Raw genomic sequence first — 22,885 nt, 5'->3', positions numbered from 1 at the left:
ACAATATTTGTGACCCAGTCGAGAAGTGAAAATCTCCTCGACACACGGAGAAAAAAATTGAAAGACTTGCTCGATATCATGCGCAAAAAGACGGACTCAGACGGTCATGCTCCAGTTGAGTTTGATCGCATCCGTATTGGTCTTGCGTCACCAGAAATGATTAAGTCATGGTCTCACGGTGAAGTGAAAAAGCCAGAGACAATTAACTATCGTACGTTCAAGCCAGAACGTGATGGTTTATTCTGTGCCAAAATCTTTGGTCCAGTCAAAGATTACGAATGCTTGTGTGGTAAATACAAGCGTATGAAATACAAAGGCGTCATTTGTGAAAAATGTGGCGTTGAAGTAACAACTGCGAAAGTTCGTCGTGAGCGTATGGGTCACATCGAATTGGCTTCTCCAGTTGCACACATCTGGTTCTTGAAATCATTACCAAGCCGTATCGGTTTGCTTCTTGATATGACTCTACGTGATATCGAACGTGTATTGTATTTCGAATCTTATGTAGTAACTGACCCAGGTATGACTCCATTTGAGAAATACCAACTTCTTAACGATGAAGAATACTTCAATGCGTTAGAAGAACACGGTGATGAATTCACTGCAAAAATGGGTGCTGAAGCGGTTCAAGACTTGCTGAAAGATATCGATCTTGAAGCTGAGATTTCTCGTCTTCGTGAAGAGATTCCACAAACAACTTCTGAAACGAAGTTGAAGAAAGCGTCTAAGCGCTTGAAGTTGATGGAAGCATTCAAAGAGTCGAACAACAAGCCAGAATGGATGGTGATGAACGTACTTCCTGTACTTCCACCAGATCTTCGTCCGTTGGTTCCACTTGAAGGTGGTCGTTTCGCGACTTCTGACTTGAACGATCTTTACCGTCGTGTCATTAACCGTAACAACCGTTTGAAGCGTCTTCTTGATCTTGCTGCACCAGACATTATCGTACGTAACGAAAAACGTATGTTACAAGAGTCTGTAGATGCATTGCTTGATAATGGTCGTCGTGGTCGTGCAATTACTGGTTCGAACAAACGTCCATTGAAATCTTTGGCAGACATGATCAAAGGTAAACAAGGTCGTTTCCGTCAAAACTTACTTGGTAAGCGTGTTGACTACTCGGGTCGTTCGGTAATTACTGTAGGTCCTAACTTACGTTTGCACCAATGTGGTCTTCCGAAGAAAATGGCACTTGAATTGTTCAAGCCGTTTATTTTCGCGAAATTACAAGCGTCAGGTCAGGCAACAACCATTAAAGCTGCGAAGAAAATGGTTGAGCGCGAGACTCCAGAAGTTTGGGACGTTCTTGCATCGGTTATTCGTCAACATCCAGTTATGTTGAACCGTGCACCGACACTTCACCGTTTGGGTCTTCAAGCATTTGAACCGATCCTAATCGAAGGTAAGGCAATCCGTTTACACCCGCTCGTTTGTGCTGCGTTTAACGCCGACTTCGACGGTGACCAAATGGCGGTACACGTACCATTAACACTCGAAGCTCAATTAGAAGCGCGTGCGTTAATGATGTCAACCAACAACATCTTGTCACCTGCAAACGGTGAACCAATCATCGTTCCGTCTCAGGACGTTGTATTGGGCTTGTATTACATCACGCGTGATGCAATCAATGCCAAAGGTGAAGGCATGGTGTTTGCGGACACGCATGAAGTTAACCGTGCATTGGCGACAGGTCAGGTTGCATTGCACGCTCGCGTTAAAGCACGTGTACATCAAACTGTCATTGATGAAAATGGTAATCGTGAGCAGCAAACCATCGTTGTAGATACAACACCAGGTCGTTGCTTACTTTGGGAAGTTGTTCCTGAAGGTATGGATTTCCAACAAATTAACGTTGAGATGACCAAGAAAAACATCTCGAAGTTAATCAACTCTTGCTACCGTAAATTGGGTCTAAAAGATACTGTTATCTTTGCTGACCAATTGATGTACCTTGGTTTCCGTCAAGCGACACGTTCAGGCGTATCGGTAGGTATGGAAGACATGGTTATTCCGCCGACTAAGCAAGTGATTATTGACAAAGCAGAAACTGAAGTTCGTGAAATTGAACAACAGTTCGAACAAGGCTTTGTAACTGCGGGCGAGCGTTATAACAAAGTTGTCGATATCTGGGCACGTACCAATGACCAAGTTGCGAAAGCGATGATGGACAACTTATCTTACACCACTGTGAAAAATAAACAGGGTGAAGATGAGAAGCAAAAATCATTCAACAGTATCTACATGATGTCTGACTCAGGTGCCCGTGGTTCGGCAGCTCAGATTCGTCAGTTAGCAGGTATGCGTGGTTTGATGGCAAAACCAGATGGCTCGATCATTGAAACGCCAATTAAGGCGAACTTCCGTGAAGGCTTAACGGTACTTCAGTACTTTATTTCGACGCACGGTGCGCGTAAAGGTTTGGCCGATACAGCATTGAAAACGGCGAACTCTGGTTACTTAACCCGTCGTCTGGTAGACGTAGCACAAGATTTAGTTATTACTGAGCCTGATTGTGGTACTTTGGGCGGTCTTGTGATGACTCCGTTCATTCAGGGCGGTGACGTGATCGAGAACTTAGGTACTCGAGTATTGGGTCGTGTGGTTGCAGAAGACGTGAAGAAAGCGGGTTCTGACGACGTTATCTTGCCACGTAACACTTTAATTGACGAAAAACTTGCAAACTTCCTTGAAGAAGCGGGTGTTGATGAAGTTAAAGTCCGTTCAGTTGTAAACTGTGAATCTACATTTGGCGTGTGTGCGAAATGTTATGGTCGTGACTTGGCGCGTGGTCACTTGGTGAACCCAGGTGAATCAGTCGGTGTAATGGCTGCTCAATCAATTGGTGAGCCAGGTACACAGTTAACCATGCGTACCTTCCACGTGGGTGGTGCAGCGAGCCGAACTTCTGCAGCAAACAGTGTACAAGTACGTAACAAAGGTACTGTACGTTTCCACAACGTGAAAACTGTACAACATGCTAAAGGTCACTTGGTTTCTGTTTCACGTTCAGGTGAAATTGGTATCGCAGATGACTTAGGTCGTGAGCGTGAGCGTTATAAACTGCCATACGGTGCGTCAATCTTGTTGAAAGATGGTGAAGCTGTAGAAGCAGGTGGTATCGTGGCGACTTGGGATCCACATACACATCCATTAGTAACAGAAGTTGCAGGTAAAATCCGTTTCAGCCAAATCGCTGACGGTGTAACAGCAACTTCTAAGACTGATGATGCAACAGGTATGACGACTGTTGAAATCTTGCCTGTAACAGCACGTCCTGCTTCTGGTAAAGATTTACGTCCAGCGGTTGTTCTTGATACGACGGATGGTGGTGAACAGTTCTACTTCCTACCACAAAACACCATTCTTTCTGTCCGTGATGGCGAAACAATTGGTGTGGGTGACGTTATTGGTCGTGTACCTCAAGAAACTTCACGTACGCGTGACATTACCGGTGGTCTACCACGTGTAGCTGACTTGTTCGAAGCACGTAAACCGAAAGAGCATGCAATTCTTGCTGAAATTTCAGGTGTTGTAAGCTTTGGTAAAGAGACTAAAGGTAAGAACCGTTTAGTGATTACACCAGATGATGGTTCTGAGATCTACGAAGAACTAATTCCAAAATGGCGTACCATGAACGTGTTCGAAGGTGAACATGTGAACCGTGGTGAGACTGTTTCTGACGGTCCGCAAAACCCACATGACATCTTACGCTTGAAAGGTGAAGTTGCGTTGACCAACTACATCGTGAACGAAGTTCAAGACGTATACCGTCTGCAAGGTGTAAAAATCAACGATAAGCACATTGAAGTTATCGTACGTCAAATGTTGCGTAAAGTTGATATCACTGATGGTGGTGATACTAGCTTCATCAAAGGCGAACAAGTGGATTACATCCGTGTTATGGGTGAAAACCAAGCTGTGCTTGCACAGAATAAGTTCCCTGCGAAGTTTGAACGCCAGTTGATGGGTATTACCAAAGCGTCGCTTTCTACTGACTCGTTCATCTCTGCTGCATCGTTCCAGGAAACAACACGTGTGTTAACTGAAGCTGCTGTAACAGGTAAAGAAGATGATTTACGTGGTTTGAAAGAGAATGTAGTTGTAGGTCGTTTGATTCCTGCTGGTACAGGTTTGGCATATCACTTAGAGCGTCGTCGTCAAGAATCTGAAGCTGCAGAGCTTGAGCTTCACAATGACTTCTCTGATGTTGACCAAGCACTGAGCCAAGCATTTAGCGATGAGTTTAATGGTCTTTAATTAGCCTTTAAACCCTGATGAAAAGCCACCTTCGGGTGGCTTTTTTACATTTTGAAGCAGAACAACTAAAAAAAATCACATAATAAAATGCTTAAAGCTCTATGATTAAACGTAAATCTATAATTAAGAACAAGGTGTAATAGCATGAATTTTAACAAAAAAATATTTTTAAGTGTGTTTGGGGTGATGGCAGCGAGTTCATCATTTGCAGCACCAATGCCCAACACAATTGTGATTGAAGATAAAGCTGTAGTTCCTATTGTAAAAACACAAGTTATTCGGACTTTACCAGGTAGAGAGCCAGTACGTACTGTGAATGCCACTATTTTTGAAGTGACGAATAAGGGTAAGGATGTTGTTGCACGTGATGTGGTCATTGTAGATGACAAGGCTGAATTTTCCGATGAGAAAATGAGAACACCCGTTGTACAACAGGGCAGTGTAATTGTTCCAACTTCTAAAATTGAAGTAGATTCAAAAGTGATGAGAGATGGGGAAGTGGTTGCTGAAGCTAAGCAGCTAGATGCTTCTGGAGTTGAGTTTAAAAAAGGGCAAGAGCCTGTTCAGAAGAATTTGAAAATTAATCAGATTCAAAATCATGAGCATAGTAAAAGTGCAACCCATGCCGTGATTCAAAATGATGGCAAAACCACTAAAGATGTAGTGGTGATTAAAAATGAGTAGCAGGAGATCAGCTTTTTCAGTTTTTGAGGTTACAAAATTCTCGTAATTTTACGGGGATTTTTTTATAAAACTTCATCTTCACTCCTTAATGCTTTCGTAAGGTAGGCATAAAGGTAATGGGAAAAGGAGATACTCTCATGAATAAATTAATGAATTTAGCAATTGTTGCGACGGTTTCCGCATTTTTATTCACGGGATGTAGCAATATGTCTGCATCTGAGCAGCGTGTGGGTGCAGCCGCTTTAGGTGGTGCTGTAGGTGGCGGAGTTGGTAGCCGTGTGGGTGGAAGTACAGGTGCAGCCGTAGGTGCTGGTGCTGGTGCTGCTGTGGGGAGTAAAGCACAAAGTGGTTCGACCAAAAATGCAACTTATAGCGGTATAGGCGCTGGTGTGGGTGCAATTATTGGTAAATCTGTATTTGGTGGCGACACCGGCGCTGCAATTGGTGGTGCGATTGGTGGCGGTGCAGGTGCAGCAATAGAAAATAATAATCGATGATCTCTGTTTGATTTCATTTGAGGTTTTAAGAATTGAAAAGGTGCTGAATAAAGCACCTTTTTTATTTTAAATCGGATTTGGGTTTTTTACGGCGAATGTAGATGGTTTTTTCTACTTCAGCAATCCGAACTCCAGTTTCATCATAAATACTTAACTGATAAATACGATTCACTGCTGAATAGTCTTCTGCCAAAGTTTTAATATGTTTAATTTCGGCTGAATCAATTCGAATATCCGCATAGACTGTGCCGCGTCCAGGGGATAAAAACTGAATCTTGGCAGCTTTGTCCCAGACGATGTATTTTGAGCCAAGGTGATGCATCAGCAACAGCATGTAGAATGGATCAACCATTGAATAGAGGCTGCCACCAAAATGTACCCCAACAATATTTTGGTTCTTGCGAGTGAGTGGCATTTTGACCCGAATATGGTAGTTCGGGAAATCAATCTTCTCAACCTGAATCCCAGCACCCCGGTAAGGAGCGTAACGATTCAAAATAAATTTAGTGATGGCTGGAACGCTTTGTAATCTTTTGAGAATACTCATGATGCAAAATATTTTTCTTAAAGTCTGATTTCATCTTAACCTGACACCCAAAAAAAGCAAATGAAGTGACGGTAGCTCGTCTGATTATAGAAAAATTACGATAAAACAAAAAAGGAAACACTGTATGCAAGTACAAACCCAATGGGTAACAACCACCGATCATCAGCGCTTATATGTGAAAGCGTGGGGTGAGGTACAAAATCCTGCCTTGGTCTTGGTTCATGGTTATCCTGATAATCAGGAAGTGTGGGAGTCTGTGATTCGGTTATTGGTTAACCAGTTTTATATTATTACCTATGATGTGCGTGGCGCAGGGCAATCTTCTGTCCCCAAATCCATTCAGGCTTATGCTTTGCCACAGCTCTCGGCAGATTTGCAAGCGGTGGTCGACTGTGTACTTCCGCAGCGTGATTTTCATCTGGCTGCCCATGATTGGGGATCCATACAATCATGGGAGTCGGTTACAGATCAGCACTTTGGGCAGCGGATTTTATCCTATACCACAATTTCTGGACCATGTTTAGACCACGCCGCTTTTTGGATGCGTGAGCAATTTAAGACACAGCCACAACAGTTTTTAAAACAACTGGGGAAGTCATGGTACATCATGGCATTTCATTTACCATTTGTGGCACCTACACTCTGGCGATTCTTTAAACCTAAACATTGGGGGCAAGTGCTACAAAAGTTGGAACAAACTCAGGACTTGCCATTAAATACACATATTGCCAAAGATGGTCAGTATGGCGTAGGGCTATATCGGGCAAATTTTCTGCCCCGACTCAGTAAACCGCGACAACGTTTTGCACAATGTGCGGTACAGGCAATTGTGTTGAAAAAAGATAATTTTGTCAGCCCAGCACTGATTGATGAAATGCCAAAATGGAGTACAAGTTTTCAACGGGTCGATTTAGATGCAAACCATTGGGCGATATTGAGTCAGCCTAAAGCAATTGCACAGTTAATTGCGAGCTTTGCTTGCGTATAAATTGTCTGAGAACTTGTTGGATGTGATCATGATGCAGCCAACAAGTTCGATGGTTGGAGGGCCGTCTCACTTGTCAATTGAACGTTGAGAAACCCAATCAAATTACAATTTTGATGTATTGAATCTGCTAAGATAGCGCTTTTTTTTATCATCTTCAGTTTTTCATGAATGCAGTAGTGATTGCGATTGCCGTGATGTTTATTTTGTCACTGGCACGAGTTTCTGTTGTTCTGACTTTGGTCATTTCAGCAATTATTGGTGGCTTGGTTGCAGGACTTAGTTTGTCCGATACCGTGAGTGCATTTAATGCCGGTTTAGGGGATGGTGCCGAAGTTGCCTTAGCCTATGCGGTTTTAGGTGCTTTTGCATTAGCACTTTCTAAGTCTGGTTTACCCGATTTGTTGGCCCATAAACTGATTGGTTTATTGGGGGCTGAAGTCTCACATCGACGTGCACGTAAGGTGAAATATTTGTTGCTCGGTATTTTACTGGTTGCGGCCATTTGTTCACAAAACTTAATTCCCGTGCATATCGCATTTATTCCAGTTTTGGTTCCACCTTTATTAAAAGTCATGAATCACCTGAATTTGGACCGTCGTGCTGCTGCCTGTGTCTTAACTTTAGGTTTGGTGGCGACGTATATTTTCCTGCCTGTCGGATTCGGTGCTATTTTCCTTGAACAAATTTTGATGGGCAATATCAACAAGATTGGTGCTGCCTATCATTTGCATGTGGACCGTTGGATGATGCCCGTAGGCATGGCGATTCCTGTGGTAGGCATGGTGCTCGGGACTTTAGTGGCAGTATTCGTTAGCTATCGTAAACCGCGCCATTATATTAATCGTGAAGTGGTACGTGTGACCACGATTGATTTAGATAAGCCAATTCGTGCAGGTGAAGTGAATTTCGAGCAAGACGCTGAAGAGTTGAAACGTGAAGCAGAGAATGTCCCTGTGATTGCGAAAAAGACCATTCTTATGGCGCTTTTAGCAATTATTTTGACCCTCATTGCACAGTTGTATTCAGGTTCAATGATCTTAGGTGGACTGGTCGGTTTTGCTGTGTTGTCAGCTGCGGGTATTTTCAAATGGCAAGAAGCCGATGATGTCTTTGTACAAGGCATGCGTATGATGGCTTTGGTGGGATTCATTATGATTTCTGCTGCAGGCTTCGCTTCGGTGATGACACATACGGGTGATATCAATCAGTTGGTGAATGGGGTCGTTCATCTGATCGGTGATAATCGTGCACTGGCGGCATTTTTGATGTTGTTTATTGGTCTGTTTGTCACAATTGGGATTGGTTCATCCTTTTCAAGCGTACCTGTTTTGGCTGTGATTTATGTTCCGCTTTGCGTACAGTTTGGCTTCTCGCCATTGGCGACAGTGGCTTTAATTGGTACTGCTGCTGCACTAGGTGATGCAGGCTCTCCTGCTTCGGATTCAACCTTGGGTCCAACTGCGGGTTTGGGTGTAGATGGGCAACATGATCATATTTGGGATACGGTTGTGCCAACGTTTATTCATTTTAATATTCCCTTGTTGGTCTTTGGTTGGATTGCCGCAATGGTACTTTAATTAAATTCTGAGTATTTTAATCTATTTTATTTTAATGGATTAAAAGGTATATTTAAAATATATTAATATGTGTAATTATATTAAAAACTTGAGTAATATACTCTGAATATAATAATAAATATCTGATTAATATGGTTGGTATTTAAAACCAACCATATTGGTCAAATTAAAATAAATAACATTATTAATCAGTGGTTTAAAAATAAGTTGTATTTATATTATTTAATAAGTATTGCATATTAACAACAGTCTTGTTTAATATTAATTAAGCGTTAGGTTTCTTATTATAAAAGGGTTGTTTAATATGTTAAAACAAGCTGCACTTATTGCATTATTGGGGTTTTCTGCATCTGCTATGGCAGGTGGCTGGCAGGTCAAAGTTGGTGGATCTGCAATTGCTCCAACTCAAGACACAACGGTTGCTGGTGTTGGTGTTGTAAAAGCAGAAAGTGAATTGGCATTTACCCCTTCTGTAGAGTATTTCTTTGGTGATTCTCCTATTTCTGCTGAATTATTATTGGCTGCTCCAGTCAACCATGATGTGTCAATCAATGGTGAAAATGCAGTTAGAATTAAGCATTTGCCACCAACATTAACTGTTAAATATAACTTTACAAATTCAACCCGTTTTACCCCATATATTGGGTTAGGTGGCACTGCATTTATTGCTTGGGATGAGGAAACTAAAGGTGCTCTTTCTGGTGCATCAGTTAAAGTTAAAGAAGATTATGGTTTTGCGGGTCAAATTGGTTTTAATTTCCAACCAGCAGATGCGAAAAACTGGGGTGTATTTGTAGATGCACGTTATGCACAACTTAGCCCAGAAGTGAGTGTAGAAAATACACCAATTAAGTTTGACCTAGATATTGACCCAATGGTTTATACCATCGGTTATAGCTATAAATTCTAACGAATAAAAATAAGAATAATAATAACAGCGCTAAAACCTCATCATTTGATGGGGTTTTTTTATGGGATTACGGGAATATGCTTTAAGCAACAATCATTCACCATGTAGACGCAAAAGATTACATTTTATCTTACTGATTTTGTTTAAATTGAATAAAAAATAGAGTGTTTAAACATGAGAATTTTAAAAATAACTTTATTCGTACTGACTTCACTCATTGCAATGGGGAGCGATGCTGCCAGTTTTGATTGTGCACGTGCCGAAACGATGACAGAACACAAAATCTGTGATCAACTCAGCTTGAATGATGCCGATGTGAAAATGGCGACAAGCTATAATATTTTAAAACGTTTAGTGCCCATGGGAACCCGTTCTGTGATCCAGGATGAGCAAGTCAAATGGCTACGTTTACGCGACCAATGTCGGGACAACCTGCGTTGTTTAACCGAGGTGTATACGATGCGTCAACAACGTTTGGATTTATATTTGCAGCGGATTTATCAACGCGGACCTTACTAAACGCGTAAATGTTGAAAAAAAATTCAATTGCTATTGAAAAATCATTGAGTCACTCCAATTCATTAAGCATCTGATAAAAACACTGTGTGAATGAATTCGAGGAACGTTGTATGAACGAACACAATACACAAAAACATAGCTTTCAAGCAGAAGTGGCACAATTATTACATTTGGTGACCCACTCACTTTATTCAAATCCAGAAATCTTTTTGCGTGAGTTAATTTCGAATGCCTCTGATGCCTGCGATAAATTGCGTTTTGAAGGTATTAACCACCCTGAATTTTATGAAAATGATCCGAATTTACATGTGCGGGTCATTTTAGATAAAGAACAAAAAACACTGACTATTTCTGATAATGGGATTGGTCTGACGCAACAAGAAGCGATCGACAACCTTGGAACGATTGCCAAGTCGGGCACCAAGGACTTTATGTCGAAACTGACAGGTGATCAAAAAGCCGATGCACAGTTAATTGGTCAGTTTGGTGTAGGTTTTTATTCGGGCTTTATTGTTGCGGATAAGATTACAGTTGAATCACGCCATGCAGGTGCGCCTGAGCAAGAAGCGGTACGCTGGATCAGTGGTGGTACAGGTGACTTTGAGGTTGAGCAAATTGAAAAAGCAACACGTGGTACAGACATTATTTTGCACTTGCGTGAAGATGCTTTAGATTATTTAGAAAGTTATAAAGTTAAGCAAATCATTAACAAATACTCTGACCATATTAGCCTGCCAATTGAAATGCAAAAAGAGGTTTGGCAGGAAGAAGAAGTAGCCGAAGGTGAAACACCAAAAGGCGGCCAGATGGTTAAAACCGATGAGTGGGAAGCGATTAACTCGGCCAGTGCCTTATGGACACGCAGTAAAAATGAAGTCACTGAAGAGCAATACATCGAGTTTTATAAGAACTTGAGTCATGATTTTGATGCGCCATTGGCATGGGCACATAACCGTGTCGAAGGGAGTACCGAATATACGCAATTACTGTACATTCCAAGCAAGGCACCGCATGACATTTTCACCCGTGAAGCCAAAGCAGGCATCAAGTTGTATGTGAAGCGCGTCTTTATTATGGATGATGCAGATAATTTAATTCCAAATTATCTCCGCTTTGTACAAGGTGTGGTGGATAGTGCGGATTTACCGCTGAATGTCAGCCGTGAACTGTTACAAGAAAGCCGTGATGTGCGTACCATCCGCGAAGGCAATGCCCGCCGTATTTTGACAGTGCTAGATGCTCTGGCGAAGTCAGAAGATGAACAAGACCAAAAGAAATTCAAAACTTTCTATGCTGAATTTGGTTCGGTGTTGAAAGAAGGTTTGGGTGAAGACTTTGGTAACCGTGAGCGTATCTTGAAGTTATTACGTTTTGCGACTTCTACTAATGACGACATCAATACTTCTTTAGCAGACTACAAAGCACGCATGAAAGAAGGGCAAAAAGCCATTTACTATGTGACTGCGGATAGTTTGAATGCCGCGAAGAACTCGCCACAATTAGAGTTGTTCAAAAAGAAAGGCATTGAAGTATTGTTAATGGCAGACCGTGTGGACGAATGGGCAATGAATTTTGTCCAAGACTTTGATGGCACGCCAATGCAAAACGTATCTAAAGGTGCGGTGGATTTAGGCGACTTGCAAGATGCGGAAGAGAAGAAAGCACTAGAAGCTGCTGCAGAACAATTTAAACCTGTGGTAGACAAATTGTCTGATGCCTTAAAGGCAAAGACCAAAGAAGTCCGTGTGACCACGCGTTTAGTGGATTCACCTGCATGCTTAGTGACTAGCGAGGGAGAACTTTCGCCACAACTCATCCGCATGTTGAAACAAGCGGGTCAGGCAGTGCCTGAAAGTAAGCCAATTCTGGAAATTAACCCTGAGCATCCATTAGTGAAAAAACTGGATGGCACAAGCCATTTTGAAGATCTGGCCAATGTGATTTTTGATCAGGCGGTCATTGCGGAAGGAGGATTACCAGAAAATCCTGCTGAGTATGTGAAGCGTATTAATCAGTTGTTACTTAAATAAGATAAGGACTGATGCAAAAAGGCAACCTGTTATAGGTTGCCTTTTTTAATGGGACACTTTTGTGGATAACAGAGAAGTTATCCACAATGGGGTTAAAAGAGTGCTTCTAAGCGTAATAGAGTACTTAGGTAGTGGCTATGGTCGGCACGATCATCATTGTAATAATTGATATCTGTTTGTACGTAAAACCACTCACGCCACAAAGGTTGTCGCCAAGAAATAAAAGGTCCCCAACTATTCAAACGTAAATTTGAATTATCCAAATATCCACCTGTGTAAAGCCCATAGTTAAACTGGTTGCCCTGAAAGAATTGATGTTGACGAAAAGCATAGTTGTCCCAGTTCAAATCATCCTGCTGCATATCGGCATAGGTTAAGCTGAATTGATCACTGAGAAACGCTTCATTTGGTCGTGCATGAGTCAATTCTAAGTTGGTCCGCAAGTAATTTTCGCTGTCGACCCCATAACGGTAAATTTGTTCTGCGTGAAAGAAAAAGTCATTTTCTAAGGTCCAATCTTTTTTGGCTTTCAAACGCAGGTAGATATCATCGCCAGAACGAACCCCGACATCAAAGTCGGTTGCAAATGGGAGGCGTTTGGAAATATCTGACCAACGTAAAGCCAATGAACTGTTAGCATCTCGGTTTTGACGCCGATCATAGGCTTTGTCATTGTCTGGGCTAGGCGGATTCTCATTGGTAATGGCCACGTTGTTAGCCAATTCGTTATCAAGCGAGTCATCACCAAAGACCAGACTGAGTTTTTTTTCTAAGTTGGGTAAACTGATCTTACCGCGAATACGAGGTTTGATGTCGTATTCATCATATTTGTTCCAACGGTTATCAATCAGTACCCTTAAGGTTGCAGAAGCAGGAGTGTTGGTATTTTTTTCACCAAACCAACCATCAATGTTCTGAGAGGTATCATCAGCCCAGTTACGAATGAGCTTTTGTTTACGATCTATCCAAGTTTGATTTTCTGTGATCACCGTTGAAGGCACAATTTGTTCATCGGATTGTTCTGGCAGAACCGTTGGGGCCGAATCAATCCAACGTGGAATAGTATAGAACAAGTTATCTTCCGTGGTGGGTGCTTGTTCTATGCTATACGGGAGCGAAGCTGGGGGGACTTCTTGTGCGTCACTCGTATTTGCCCAGATTGAAGTATTGCCCATCCCCAAGGCAACCATCAACACAAGTGGTTGTGTAAAAGTTTTTCTCATTGTAGGCATTCTTTTATTCTAAATTTACCTTCCAAGTTTGGTAAATTTTAGGGATGAAAATCAAGCTTTTGCTACAAAATAAAATAAATTAATGGTCAATGTGTATTTGAATGGCATCATGCAATTTTGAAGCAGAAATTGGTTGTGGTAGCGATTGAATAATCCTTTGGATTAGTTGCCATGACACACCTTGATTACGGTCTAAGAGAATATAAGGATAAGCTGTTTCTTCATGCGATAACTGTAGTCGAGCTTGACCATGAATAACACGAATTTTCTGCCGTTCTTTCAGCAAGATAATTGTGGTTGTGTAGTTGGCAGGAGTTTCTTCAAATGCAATTAATTTATGCTTTTGAATACATTTGGCTGGAATAAATGGTTGATAAGTTTCAGTGTTCCAGACCAATTCGGCTTGTTCGCTATACAGTTCGAAAAATTGCTCTGCATTCTTACATTGTTTGAGGGATTGCTCATTCGGCAGGAGTTTAAGTGCTACAAGTTCATAAGCATAATGTTGACTGACAATATTGCCAAGGCGTATGGCCTGCAATTGATCTTCTGCGCCTAAAATCACGATATATTTGACAAAGCGTCCTTGGGCATTGATTTGCTCTGCTAAATAAACGGGTTGATTGACATACTGTTGCAGTTGCGAAGCCGAGATAATAATCTCAAGTAAAGGCATGATTTCTGGAATATTTTCCAGTATTAAGCTACAAAGTGCTAACTCTTGTGCTTGAGGGAATTCTAACGCAGTTAAACGGCATTTCCACTGACCAAGTTCAACGACTTGTGGAAGTAGATGGTTGGAGTTGATAGGCGTAGTGGCAGCTTTAGGGAAGGATGTTACTGCTGCTACATGGGTTGAGAACAACGAGGGCGCTGCATCCTCTTCTTTCGGGTTCAATTCAAGCGTGTGGAGAGCGATGCTTGGTGGATCTGACTCCAGAGGCTGAATTGGGGCTGTTGACGAAGCAGAATTTTGCTGTAGTGCGAGTGGCTCAAAAGAAAAGGGGCTATTGGCTGTGTTGGGTGCAATGATGCTGTCATCTTTTCTAGAACTTGCAAATGAAACAGAGCCTTTTTTGCTGGTTTTAAAATTTTTAGCTGTTTCGACAGACAATTGATTCAACTCGGCATCTGTTTTTAATGCTGTATAGATTTCTTGTTGTTCTAGCATCCAAGCATAATTTTGTTCGAGCCCATCCCAGTCACTGATTAGTGCAGTACGATGCGGAGCAGGGATATACCAGATTTGAAAGCCTAAATTGGCACGATGCAAAATTGCCCAGCCCATTTCTGGGTGTTGCTCAAGTGCCTGTTCTAAGGCTAAGTCATGCTTAAATACGCCACGAAAGGTTTGTCTATATAACGAATGTTGAGCAAACTCATCTGCTGCATGCTCGGGATGCATATAAGATTTAAAATTCAGAATTTGCTTTTTAAAAATAGGTTCATCACAACATAAAAAGATTTCTTTTAGACGACATTTTGATTTTGCAATTTCATAAAATGACAAAGACCGTTGGTCTAAGCCATGAATAAGACCTTGTAATTCCTTGGCTAAATGGGCTTTTTCTAAAACATTCATAGACGGTCTTTATAGATGCTGTTGAGCCTTTTCCAAATAACTTGCCAAAACAATATTGGCTGCTATTTCTAACAATTTATATTCTGTAGATGTGTGTTGAGGATAGCGTTCTGCCATGGCAATCAATTCATCCAAATTAATTGCTTGCGGGGGAACAGTTCCTTGAATCAGTGCTTGAATATCTTGCATGTACATAAAATCAAATTCCTCGATTAATGCATCTAGATCACTTGATTATATGGATTTATCAGAAAAAAACATGAAAATTTTTGTCATCTTTGACGCATTTTTAGGTGAATATGACATTTATTTAAAGGTTTTGCTTAAAAATTATTCGTAACAATCCATTTTAACCGAATCCAAACAACATCTGCTGTTGAAAAAGGCAGATAGTTTCAACATTTTTACTTTTGTTTTAGATATTTATACAAGCTCAATAATAAAAAAACAGCCCAATTGAGGGCTGTTTTTTAGCATACGAAAAACTGAGTCTTAGGTAGCATTTTTTGCTGGTGCAGATGCATCTTGAGCAATCTGTTTAGTTGGTGTTGCGGTTGAAGTTTGGGCTTTCACTTTTTCTTTCACAGGGAAATTGGGTACAAAAACCACTTGTGCAGAAACTTGAGCAGAAAGTGCAAACGCGGCAATAGCCAAAATAGATTTCATGATTGACATAAAAATCACCTTGATAACAGAGAGAATATCCAAAATGGATAGGGAGAAAAAATAAGCAAATCAATGGTATCAAAAAATGATCAAAATGGGGTGCATTTTATCTGTAAAAAGATGAACGACCAGTCAAATTATTGTTTTAAATCAATATAATAGAGTTATTGCTCTAAGATTGCCTTAGGTATTAAGACAATCTTATGCTAGTGAAAAAATAGTGAAAAATAAAGCATTTAACTGTGTTGAGATTGCTGCTTTTGATACATTTTTGCACTAATAATACCGATGACTGCACCCGAAAAAGGGCTGAGTTTGGGAAGAAAACGCCCTGCAATTGCACCTATTACAGCACCAGCAAAGGTGGAAGAAATACGAGATTTTCTTTTGGTTTGGGGTGATCTGGCTCGGGAAAAATCTTGTGTAGCAGGTGAGTCAATCGTTTGATCTGGAGTCGCTTGATGGTTCATATAAACCTCATGTCAAAAGTTGTATGAATAACTGTACTGTTCTAGCCTATCCCCATGTTATGTAAGAACTGTCATGTTCCTGTGTAGTCAAGGCTGACTTTATGCAAGCGAATTGTTGTGATTGTTGATGAAAATGTGTACTGCGTATGGATTTGGTTGTACCCGATTTTTAGGGGAGTACTTTTATTTGCAGCAGAAAAAACCTCCGAAGTTTGCACTTAGGAGGTGATTTGAAAATCGAAGCCGTTAAATTACGGAAGACTTATTTCGGTTGTTCTGAGACAGGATTACATTGTCCATCTACATCACATTGATTTGCTTCAGGTGCATCATCTGTTGTTTCAAGGGCTTTTTCTAAAACTTGTAAGAAGACTTCGCGCGGTTGTGCACCAGCTAAAGCGACGCGTTGATCAAACACAAAGAAAGGCACGCCTGTGACTTTGAGTTGATCGCGTGCAACTTCCTGATCGAATTTGACAAAGTCTGCATATTCATCTGAATTGAGTACGTCATCAACTTCAACTGGATTAAGTCCAATACGTGCAGCAACGTCTTCAATGGTTTCACGTTCACCAATCGGCAAACCTTGGGTCATATAGCTATAAAAGAACGCTTCCTTGGCATCAGAACCCAAGCCTTTGCTTTGCGCCAAGTGGATAATACGGTGTGCATTAAAGGTATTACCAGAATTGGCATTTTCCCAATTAAACTCAATACCTTCTGCTGCTGCCATCGCTGCAATATTGCGTTGCATGTCTTCGACTTCGGCCAGTGTACGACCATATTTTTGTGCTAAACGCTCAGAATTTGAAATTTCTTGGCGTGCTGGAGCATCTGGATCAAGTTCAAAACTGTGCCAATGCACTTCCAGTTCTACACCTGCTTGCTCTGCTGCAGCTTCTAAACGTTTTTTTCCGATATAGCAAAATGGGCAAACGACATCGGACCAGATATCAACACGCATGTAATTTCTCTAAAAAGTAACAATAGCAATTCAGAAAATGATGGGGATGATTCCTAGAATTTAAAGCAAATGAGATGAAAAAAAAGTGTTGAGTTGAATGCAGTGGGCATCGTGCACTTTCATCCGCAATTGACCGTTTATCTGACAAGCAAACTGGGTGTAGCTGAAAAAATATACAATATGATCGGGACTGTGTATCGCATAATCCTGCTTATATCTCTAATTTTGGGATGGTTTTATGAATTTGATGAAATATCTTTCTGCGCTTTTTTTTATTTGGATCTTTATATCGACGGATGTTCAAGCCAACGGTGAAATCGTGAGCTTACCAACATTTAAAGTCATGGCAGAGTCAGAACTTCGTGCAGAATCAGGGGTCATTCCTTATCAGCAGGATGAAAACATTCGTAAGGCGTTACAGCATCGGATGATGCAATTACAGGATGATACCCAATCTTTTATCGTAGACCCAACCCTCGTTCACAATCTAGATGTTTTAGCACCTGCTGCAACCCCCAATCTAGATTCATTACCCCCGTTATTACGCGAGCATGTATTAAATATTGCCGCGGGTTTACAGTCATCTGACCCGACTGAGGGGTTGTATATTATGTTGCAACCTTTTGGTATTGATCGGAATGCGAAAAATGTTCAAATTGTGCGTGAACAAATTTCGATTGGACAAGTCGATTATAATTTTATGCAAGGGAATCAACCAAATACGCAATTACCACGCGTGCCCAATACAAAATAAAACGTTCAGTTTTTTGATCATAACCCATTGTTATTTTAGCTGAATTTTCGAAGGATCATGATTTTTCATACCGACCAACATGATGAAATATTCAGCATGTTCTGATGTTTGTTATGATAGATATAACGGGGAATCGGAGTGGACTATGCCACGTATCTTTCTGATTTTAGGATTAGCGACCACTGTCGTGTTTGGTGGATTATTTTATCAATACTACGAGCAACAAAAAGAAGCGACTCAACTCGAACAATATCAAAAGGTGCTGTACGAAAAAACCGATTTAATTTACGCCCAAGCCAAAGACTGGAACAAGCCCATAAACGTCGATGTGACCGATACACGCTTACAGGGTGATTATGAGGTAATGGCCAGTTTTGTTTTGAGCCAGATGATTCAAAGTGCCGAAGCGCGTAATGCTTATTTGCGTGAGTTAAAAGCGATTGATTGGGATGAATTTTTAAATATCGAGCGTTTGAACAAGGATAAAAAACAGAATTATCAAGAAACGGATTTAATGTTGCAGCAAGCACATGCCTTGGCAACAGAGTATCAGGTCAAGATTGAACAAGCACAACAAAATGCCCTAGAGCAAGCGAAACAACTGCCGATTCAATCGCGTTATCGCCATCAATTGGCAGAAAATTTGCGGGAAAGTGAAAAGCAGAATGAGGCTTTGGCATTATTTGAAATTGAAAAACAAGTGCTTGAAAAAGCGGATCAAATTTTCTTAGTGTTAAAGAATAACCGTTGGCAGAGTAAAAATAATACCTTCATGTTTTATGATGATGCGGCCTTAAAACAATTTAATACGCTGTATCAGGACGTATTAAAACTGAATGCACAGATGCAACAGATCCAGCAACAAAATCAACAAGCGCTTGAACAAAAGCATGAATAAACACTGGGTGAGTGTCATATAACTTTAAAATGACTGCGTTAAGTTAGAACTGTTGGACACCTTTACGCATCAGATTTAAAGCAGGTACAGCAATGAAAACCATTCAGGTCTTTGATGATATTCAACAGGTTTATGTCGAATTTTTACAAAATAAAGCCTATCCCAAACTGGAGAGTTTGAGTAATTGGGGTAAAAACCGTTTCTTCTTTAGCCAATATTTCCGTTTAATTGAAGATTGGCATCATACCGAACAAATTGTGATTGAATTTAATCGGCAGTATTACAGTTTGGATACAGGTAATGCCCCTGATTTTATGGACCAAGAAAAATACATGGCATGGTTGATGGCAGAGTTACTGGCTTAGCAGATTTTATTGGTTTTAGAAGTCCACCCATTCAGTTTGGACTTCTAGTTTTTCATAACATTAATCAAAGATTTTTTCGGCTGCTTGGAATGGCAGGCTGACCACATCAATCGCTACAGCAAAAGGCAGTAACACCAGTTTTTCAAAAGGATTGAGTCCCGATTTTGATTTGTAGCTTTCCTCTTGATAGGTATAAATGCTGATCTGATACGGCTTACTCAAGGCTTTTAACGATGCCAAATTATTCGCAGCAGGGTAGACCACACCAGCCAAAGCAATGTCGAAACAGAAGCGTTGAGCTTTCATACGTTCATCGCTATAAGTTGAACACTCTTTTGCGCCATTTTCGATAAAGAATTCGAGGTCTTTTTTACTGATGTCTTCTTTAAGTTTCACATAAGACAGTGGCAGTGTACCTGTGAAATGACCATCATTTTTCTCTGAATAGAAACTGAGTTCTTTGGTCATTTGAATATTTTTTGGGTCTAGTTTGGTGATCAGCGTGACAAACTGTGCTCCACCTTGGGTCAATATATAGCTATTTTTCTGCCCTGCGATTACTAGACTATTGGCAGGCAAGGTGTTGAGTGCTTGAGCGGGTTTACCGAATGCCACTACTTGGTCTTCAACTAAAGTGACTTTGTTAGAGCGAGTATAAGTTTTATTGTCTTTGGTCATCAGGGTTTTGGTGGCGCAGCCTGTGAAAAGTGTAGCCATTACGCCCACACCGATGATGGTTTTTACTGGTGATGAAAACATCCGTCACTCCGAATTATGAAGAAGTTATAAAGCAGATTTTTATTGTGGTTAAGCCTATCATTAAAAGATGCAAAGGAATGTAAAAGCTTTTTTCTAGAAAATGAGAAAACTAATCTAACAGAAAAATAGATAGAAATAAGTTTACATTTTTAAGTAGGTAGGCTGTAAGAATAAGTTGGTTCTTTTCTTTTAGAAACTATCTATCAAATAACGATCAAAAAGCATCTATAAGAAAATCATCAAATATTTCTTTTAGATGCTAAAGATAAATAGCAATTTGTAATAAAAGACGGTTTAACTCATCAAATAACCATCAAAAAGCAAGTGTATGATTTATATTGTAAAAAAATAAAAATTTGAGTTGGTGATGATTTCTATCAAATAAAAATCACTACTTTTTGAGTTAGATTACGCCCAATGAGGAATATAGCGAGCATGTTTTCTTCCTTGCTCTGGATCGAAAGGTTTAATAAGACCTATTTCTAAGGTATCTTTGATTATTCTAGATGCAATAGCACTGTTTTGAGCTTCAATTTTGAATCGATCCCGTAAGCTTGCATTTGTAAGATAGTCTCTCTGAACATATTTGAGACAAGCATGTAAGTAGCATGCACGAATTTTTTCTTGAGTATCCATTTCTTTAAATTCTTTATGTGCAAATAGTACGATCCTTGTAGCATTGTCAAAATTTTCGAAAAGTGGCGGTGGCAGTTGAAAAAATTCTGTTTCATGTACAACTTTGTCAATACCACTACCACGTTCTTCACAGATACCAATTCTTCTCATTAAGGATGCAATGTTTTCATTTCGCGATTGAGGTGGACTATCGAGCAGGCGATCAATACTTACAAGGGGATTTCCAGGATTGGTAATTTCAATTCTATCTTTGAAGATCTCAATTGTCGTACCCATACCTGAAATAGTGAAATCCTGATGGATGATGGCATTAGCTATTAACTCACGTATTGATAATACAGGGTACATACTTACTTCGCGTCTTAGAGCCTTTCCGATAACTTCATTTTGAGGTAAAAGGTTATCTACATATGAAATAAGTCCCTCAAATCCTATGGCATAACCTTTGTCACCACTTTGCTCTTTAATTGTTTGAATGCGGTTGTTTCCAGCATATTGAATTACTCGGATAGCTTTCCTTTTTAGATGAGAGAACTTGTTTAATGACTTGGCAAATAATATTGCACCTAAATTTTTAACATCCCAATTTCCACTTTCATTTTTGATAATTAAACCTTCTGATTCCAACTGGTGCAGAATGCTGTCATGATTAGTTGGTAATGGATATGAAATTAAATCAAAGAATCCAGCATAATCAATTAAATTGAATAATTCAGAAGCTGTTAAATCGTGGGCTGCGATTTGCTGTTCGAATGGTGTTTTATCAAAGCATAGCCATAAGTTTTTTTCATGTTCAGGATATTGATCTAGTGGTTTCACATTTGATGAAATACGGATGTACTGTTGACCATTGAATGAGGTAGGTTGATTTTGTGCCTGAGGAATTTCTAGGATCACTACTTTTTTTTCGATAATTTCATGTTCATGTGTAACTGGGATACTAACTTCATAAAATTTAAAATATATTTTTGGACTAGATTGTTGCATCAACCAACTTTCTAAATCTTGATTACCTTTTTTGGCTAGATGAGGTTTAAAAGAAGTACCAACTATTTCATGATTTTCATCGTGAATTCCCCATATTAGATATCCATTACTTTTGTTCGCTAAAGTAGCAGAATTAGAAAGAGCGGAAATATATTTGCCAATACGTTCAGGTTCAGAAATATTCTCTTTGAATTCTAACCATGTAGTTTCACGAGGCATTTTTCTTAATTCATTTACTAAGCTAATTAAAAAATCCTGTGATTTTTCCATATAAGTCATATTGTATTTTAAAATTTGATATTTAACTGCATTGTACTTTTTTTATTCTGTTAAAAGAAACCCCGCAATAAGCGGGGTTTCTTTTATCTCAGTATTTAACTAAACATTAAACACGTTCGATAATGGTCGCGATACCTTGACCCAAACCAATACACATCGTCGCAAGACCAATTTGCGTATCTTGCTGTTCCATCACGTTCAACAACGTCGTGGTAATACGAGCACCAGAACAGCCCAATGGGTGACCCAACGCAATCGCACCACCATTTAAGTTAATGATGTCTTGCTTGTCATACACACCTAAGCCTTTCATTACTGATAAGCCTTGAGCTGCAAATGCTTCGTTTAACTCGATCGTTTGAATATCAGCCATCGTTAAACCAGCACGTTTCAACGCTTTTTGAGTCGCTGGTACTGGACCATAACCCATAATTGCAGCATCACAACCTGCAACTGCCATAGAGCGAATTACAGCACGTGGCTTAAGACCTAAAGCAAGAGCACGTTCAGCAGACATCAATAACATTGCAGACGCACCATCAGATAAAGCTGAAGATGTTGCTGCTGTTACTGAACCACCTTTAGGATCGAATACAGGGCGTAATGCTTTGAATGCTTCAAGGTTGGCATCTGGACGAATCACTTCATCGATGTCGCAAAGGATTTTGAAACCATTTGCATCGTGACCTTCAACACCCACGATTTCGTTTTTGAAACGACCTTCTTGCGTTGCAGCCCAAGCGCGGCGATGAGATTCAACACCAAACGCATCTTGTTCTTCACGGCCAATGCCATTCATACGACCTAACATTTCAGCAGTTAAGCCCATCATGTTCGATGCTTTTGCATAGTGCTTAGACGCTTCTGGGTTCAGGTCGATGCCGTGCATCATGCCTACGTGACCCATGTGCTCTACACCACCAATGATGAAAATATCACCTTGGTTGGTTGCAATCTGTGCAGCAGCGGTGTGAAGCGCTTGCATAGATGAACCGCAAAGACGGTTTACCGTTTGACCTGCCACAGTTTTTGGAAGGTCAGCCAATAAGCCGATGTTACGACTAATGTTCATCCCTTGTTCTAAAGTCTGGTTTACACAGCCCCAGATCAGGTCTTCAACTTCATTGGTGTCAAACTGGTTACGAGCAACTAAAGCACGAACCAATTCAGCAGATAAGCTGTCGGCACGTACATTGCGGAACATACCGTTTTTGGTTTTACCCATTGCTGAACGTACGCCATCAACGATGACAACGTCACGTGGATTTAAAGTAGCCATTCACG

At 40.4% G+C, this 22,885-nt stretch carries 21 protein-coding genes; 11 read left to right on the top strand and 10 right to left on the bottom strand.

The window, feature by feature from the left end; genetic code table 11:
* Positions 1-57: 57 nt before the first annotated feature.
* From rpoC to E0H82_RS07915, 3 genes are all read left to right on the top strand, one after another.
* Positions 58-4,257, top strand: coding sequence for a DNA-directed RNA polymerase subunit beta' (gene rpoC / locus E0H82_RS07925; protein WP_116758811.1), 4,200 nt, complete (start codon positions 58-60; stop codon positions 4,255-4,257).
* A gap of 144 nt (positions 4,258-4,401) precedes the next feature.
* Positions 4,402-4,941, top strand: a complete 540-nt coding sequence (locus E0H82_RS07920; RefSeq protein WP_131264130.1) for a hypothetical protein — start codon at positions 4,402-4,404, stop codon at positions 4,939-4,941.
* 137 nt (positions 4,942-5,078) lie between these two features.
* Positions 5,079-5,438, top strand: coding sequence for a DNA transfer protein p32 (locus tag E0H82_RS07915; protein WP_131264129.1), 360 nt, complete (start codon positions 5,079-5,081; stop codon positions 5,436-5,438).
* A 61-nt stretch (positions 5,439-5,499) separates the two neighbouring features.
* On the opposite strand, the gene E0H82_RS07910 is transcribed toward E0H82_RS07915, so the two are convergent.
* Positions 5,500-5,985, bottom strand: a complete 486-nt coding sequence (locus E0H82_RS07910; protein ID WP_131264128.1) for a DUF4442 domain-containing protein — start codon at positions 5,983-5,985, stop codon at positions 5,500-5,502.
* A 124-nt stretch (positions 5,986-6,109) separates the two neighbouring features.
* Here E0H82_RS07910 and E0H82_RS07905 point away from each other — a divergent pair, with 124 nt between their 5' ends.
* From E0H82_RS07905 to htpG, 5 genes are all read left to right on the top strand, one after another.
* Positions 6,110-6,973 carry an alpha/beta fold hydrolase gene (locus E0H82_RS07905; RefSeq protein ID WP_131264127.1) on the top strand — a complete coding sequence of 288 codons (864 nt, stop codon included), beginning with the start codon at positions 6,110-6,112 and terminating at the stop codon, positions 6,971-6,973.
* A 164-nt stretch (positions 6,974-7,137) separates the two neighbouring features.
* Positions 7,138-8,550 (top strand): Na+/H+ antiporter family protein, encoded by a 1,413-nt coding sequence (locus E0H82_RS07900; protein WP_131264126.1) that lies wholly within the window; start codon positions 7,138-7,140, stop codon positions 8,548-8,550.
* A gap of 304 nt (positions 8,551-8,854) precedes the next feature.
* The gene (locus tag E0H82_RS07895) at positions 8,855-9,460 is read left to right on the top strand and encodes an OmpW/AlkL family protein (RefSeq protein ID WP_131264125.1); all 606 of its coding nucleotides are present in this window, start codon (positions 8,855-8,857) and stop codon (positions 9,458-9,460) included.
* A 174-nt stretch (positions 9,461-9,634) separates the two neighbouring features.
* The gene (locus tag E0H82_RS07890) at positions 9,635-9,979 is read left to right on the top strand and encodes a lysozyme inhibitor LprI family protein (protein WP_131264124.1); all 345 of its coding nucleotides are present in this window, start codon (positions 9,635-9,637) and stop codon (positions 9,977-9,979) included.
* A gap of 110 nt (positions 9,980-10,089) precedes the next feature.
* Positions 10,090-12,009, top strand: coding sequence for a molecular chaperone HtpG (gene htpG / locus E0H82_RS07885; RefSeq protein WP_131264123.1), 1,920 nt, complete (start codon positions 10,090-10,092; stop codon positions 12,007-12,009).
* Between the two features lie 92 nt (positions 12,010-12,101).
* Here htpG and E0H82_RS07880 read toward each other — a convergent pair whose 3' ends face one another.
* The 6 genes from E0H82_RS07880 to E0H82_RS07855 form a co-directional block, all read right to left on the bottom strand.
* Positions 12,102-13,241, bottom strand: a complete 1,140-nt coding sequence (locus E0H82_RS07880) for a hypothetical protein (RefSeq protein ID WP_416224490.1) — start codon at positions 13,239-13,241, stop codon at positions 12,102-12,104.
* A 79-nt stretch (positions 13,242-13,320) separates the two neighbouring features.
* The gene (locus E0H82_RS07875; RefSeq protein WP_131264121.1) at positions 13,321-14,823 is read right to left on the bottom strand and encodes a hypothetical protein; all 1,503 of its coding nucleotides are present in this window, start codon (positions 14,821-14,823) and stop codon (positions 13,321-13,323) included.
* Positions 14,824-14,832: 9 nt separating this feature from the next.
* Entirely contained in the window at positions 14,833-15,012 is a 180-nt protein-coding gene (locus tag E0H82_RS07870; protein ID WP_116758830.1) for a hypothetical protein, read from the bottom strand.
* 303 nt (positions 15,013-15,315) lie between these two features.
* Entirely contained in the window at positions 15,316-15,498 is a 183-nt protein-coding gene (locus E0H82_RS07865) for a hypothetical protein (RefSeq protein WP_131264120.1), read from the bottom strand.
* A gap of 227 nt (positions 15,499-15,725) precedes the next feature.
* Positions 15,726-15,959 carry a hypothetical protein gene (locus E0H82_RS07860; protein WP_228258637.1) on the bottom strand — a complete coding sequence of 78 codons (234 nt, stop codon included), beginning with the start codon at positions 15,957-15,959 and terminating at the stop codon, positions 15,726-15,728.
* Positions 15,960-16,221: 262 nt separating this feature from the next.
* Entirely contained in the window at positions 16,222-16,923 is a 702-nt protein-coding gene (locus E0H82_RS07855; RefSeq protein ID WP_131264119.1) for a DsbA family oxidoreductase, read from the bottom strand.
* A gap of 247 nt (positions 16,924-17,170) precedes the next feature.
* On the opposite strand from E0H82_RS07855, the gene E0H82_RS07850 reads away from it, so the two are divergent.
* The 3 genes from E0H82_RS07850 to E0H82_RS07840 all read left to right on the top strand — a co-directional run bounded on the left by E0H82_RS07850 (position 17,171) and on the right by E0H82_RS07840 (position 18,940).
* Positions 17,171-17,677 carry a hypothetical protein gene (locus tag E0H82_RS07850; RefSeq protein WP_131264145.1) on the top strand — a complete coding sequence of 169 codons (507 nt, stop codon included), beginning with the start codon at positions 17,171-17,173 and terminating at the stop codon, positions 17,675-17,677.
* A 145-nt stretch (positions 17,678-17,822) separates the two neighbouring features.
* Entirely contained in the window at positions 17,823-18,575 is a 753-nt protein-coding gene (locus tag E0H82_RS07845) for a hypothetical protein (protein WP_131264118.1), read from the top strand.
* Positions 18,576-18,667: 92 nt separating this feature from the next.
* Positions 18,668-18,940, top strand: coding sequence for a hypothetical protein (locus E0H82_RS07840; protein WP_116758796.1), 273 nt, complete (start codon positions 18,668-18,670; stop codon positions 18,938-18,940).
* A 60-nt stretch (positions 18,941-19,000) separates the two neighbouring features.
* Here E0H82_RS07840 and E0H82_RS07835 read toward each other — a convergent pair whose 3' ends face one another.
* The 3 genes from E0H82_RS07835 to fadA form a co-directional block, all read right to left on the bottom strand.
* On the bottom strand, positions 19,001-19,699 hold the full coding sequence (locus tag E0H82_RS07835) for a hypothetical protein (RefSeq protein ID WP_131264117.1): 699 nt from the start codon (positions 19,697-19,699) through the stop codon (positions 19,001-19,003).
* A 408-nt stretch (positions 19,700-20,107) separates the two neighbouring features.
* Positions 20,108-21,592, bottom strand: a complete 1,485-nt coding sequence (locus tag E0H82_RS07830) for an ATP-binding protein (protein ID WP_228258635.1) — start codon at positions 21,590-21,592, stop codon at positions 20,108-20,110.
* Between the two features lie 115 nt (positions 21,593-21,707).
* A complete protein-coding gene (gene fadA / locus E0H82_RS07825; RefSeq protein ID WP_131264116.1) occupies positions 21,708-22,880 on the bottom strand; it encodes an acetyl-CoA C-acyltransferase FadA in 1,173 nt (390 codons plus the stop codon).
* Between the last annotated feature and the right edge of the window lie 5 nt (positions 22,881-22,885).

It is taken from the genome of Acinetobacter sp. ANC 4910 (assembly GCF_004331035.1).
GTDB lineage: Bacteria > Pseudomonadota > Gammaproteobacteria > Pseudomonadales > Moraxellaceae > Acinetobacter.
This window is presented reverse-complemented; position numbering and strand designations above follow the sequence as displayed.

Coding starts and splice junctions, on each gene's coding strand:
- E0H82_RS07920 (WP_131264130.1), top strand. CDS start 4,402: ATGAATTTTAACAAAAAAATATTTTTAAGTGTGTTTGGGGTGATGGCA.
- E0H82_RS07915 (WP_131264129.1), top strand. CDS start 5,079: ATGAATAAATTAATGAATTTAGCAATTGTTGCGACGGTTTCCGCATTT.
- E0H82_RS07910 (WP_131264128.1), bottom strand. CDS start 5,985: ATGAGTATTCTCAAAAGATTACAAAGCGTTCCAGCCATCACTAAATTT.
- E0H82_RS07905 (WP_131264127.1), top strand. CDS start 6,110: ATGCAAGTACAAACCCAATGGGTAACAACCACCGATCATCAGCGCTTA.
- E0H82_RS07900 (WP_131264126.1), top strand. CDS start 7,138: ATGAATGCAGTAGTGATTGCGATTGCCGTGATGTTTATTTTGTCACTG.
- E0H82_RS07895 (WP_131264125.1), top strand. CDS start 8,855: ATGTTAAAACAAGCTGCACTTATTGCATTATTGGGGTTTTCTGCATCT.
- E0H82_RS07890 (WP_131264124.1), top strand. CDS start 9,635: ATGAGAATTTTAAAAATAACTTTATTCGTACTGACTTCACTCATTGCA.
- htpG (WP_131264123.1), top strand. CDS start 10,090: ATGAACGAACACAATACACAAAAACATAGCTTTCAAGCAGAAGTGGCA.
- E0H82_RS07880 (WP_416224490.1), bottom strand. CDS start 13,241: ATGCCTACAATGAGAAAAACTTTTACACAACCACTTGTGTTGATGGTT.
- E0H82_RS07875 (WP_131264121.1), bottom strand. CDS start 14,823: ATGAATGTTTTAGAAAAAGCCCATTTAGCCAAGGAATTACAAGGTCTT.
- E0H82_RS07870 (WP_116758830.1), bottom strand. CDS start 15,012: ATGCAAGATATTCAAGCACTGATTCAAGGAACTGTTCCCCCGCAAGCA.
- E0H82_RS07865 (WP_131264120.1), bottom strand. CDS start 15,498: ATGTCAATCATGAAATCTATTTTGGCTATTGCCGCGTTTGCACTTTCT.
- E0H82_RS07860 (WP_228258637.1), bottom strand. CDS start 15,959: ATGAACCATCAAGCGACTCCAGATCAAACGATTGACTCACCTGCTACA.
- E0H82_RS07855 (WP_131264119.1), bottom strand. CDS start 16,923: ATGCGTGTTGATATCTGGTCCGATGTCGTTTGCCCATTTTGCTATATC.
- E0H82_RS07850 (WP_131264145.1), top strand. CDS start 17,171: ATGAAATATCTTTCTGCGCTTTTTTTTATTTGGATCTTTATATCGACG.
- E0H82_RS07845 (WP_131264118.1), top strand. CDS start 17,823: ATGCCACGTATCTTTCTGATTTTAGGATTAGCGACCACTGTCGTGTTT.
- E0H82_RS07840 (WP_116758796.1), top strand. CDS start 18,668: ATGAAAACCATTCAGGTCTTTGATGATATTCAACAGGTTTATGTCGAA.
- E0H82_RS07835 (WP_131264117.1), bottom strand. CDS start 19,699: ATGTTTTCATCACCAGTAAAAACCATCATCGGTGTGGGCGTAATGGCT.
- E0H82_RS07830 (WP_228258635.1), bottom strand. CDS start 21,592: ATGGAAAAATCACAGGATTTTTTAATTAGCTTAGTAAATGAATTAAGA.
- fadA (WP_131264116.1), bottom strand. CDS start 22,880: ATGGCTACTTTAAATCCACGTGACGTTGTCATCGTTGATGGCGTACGT.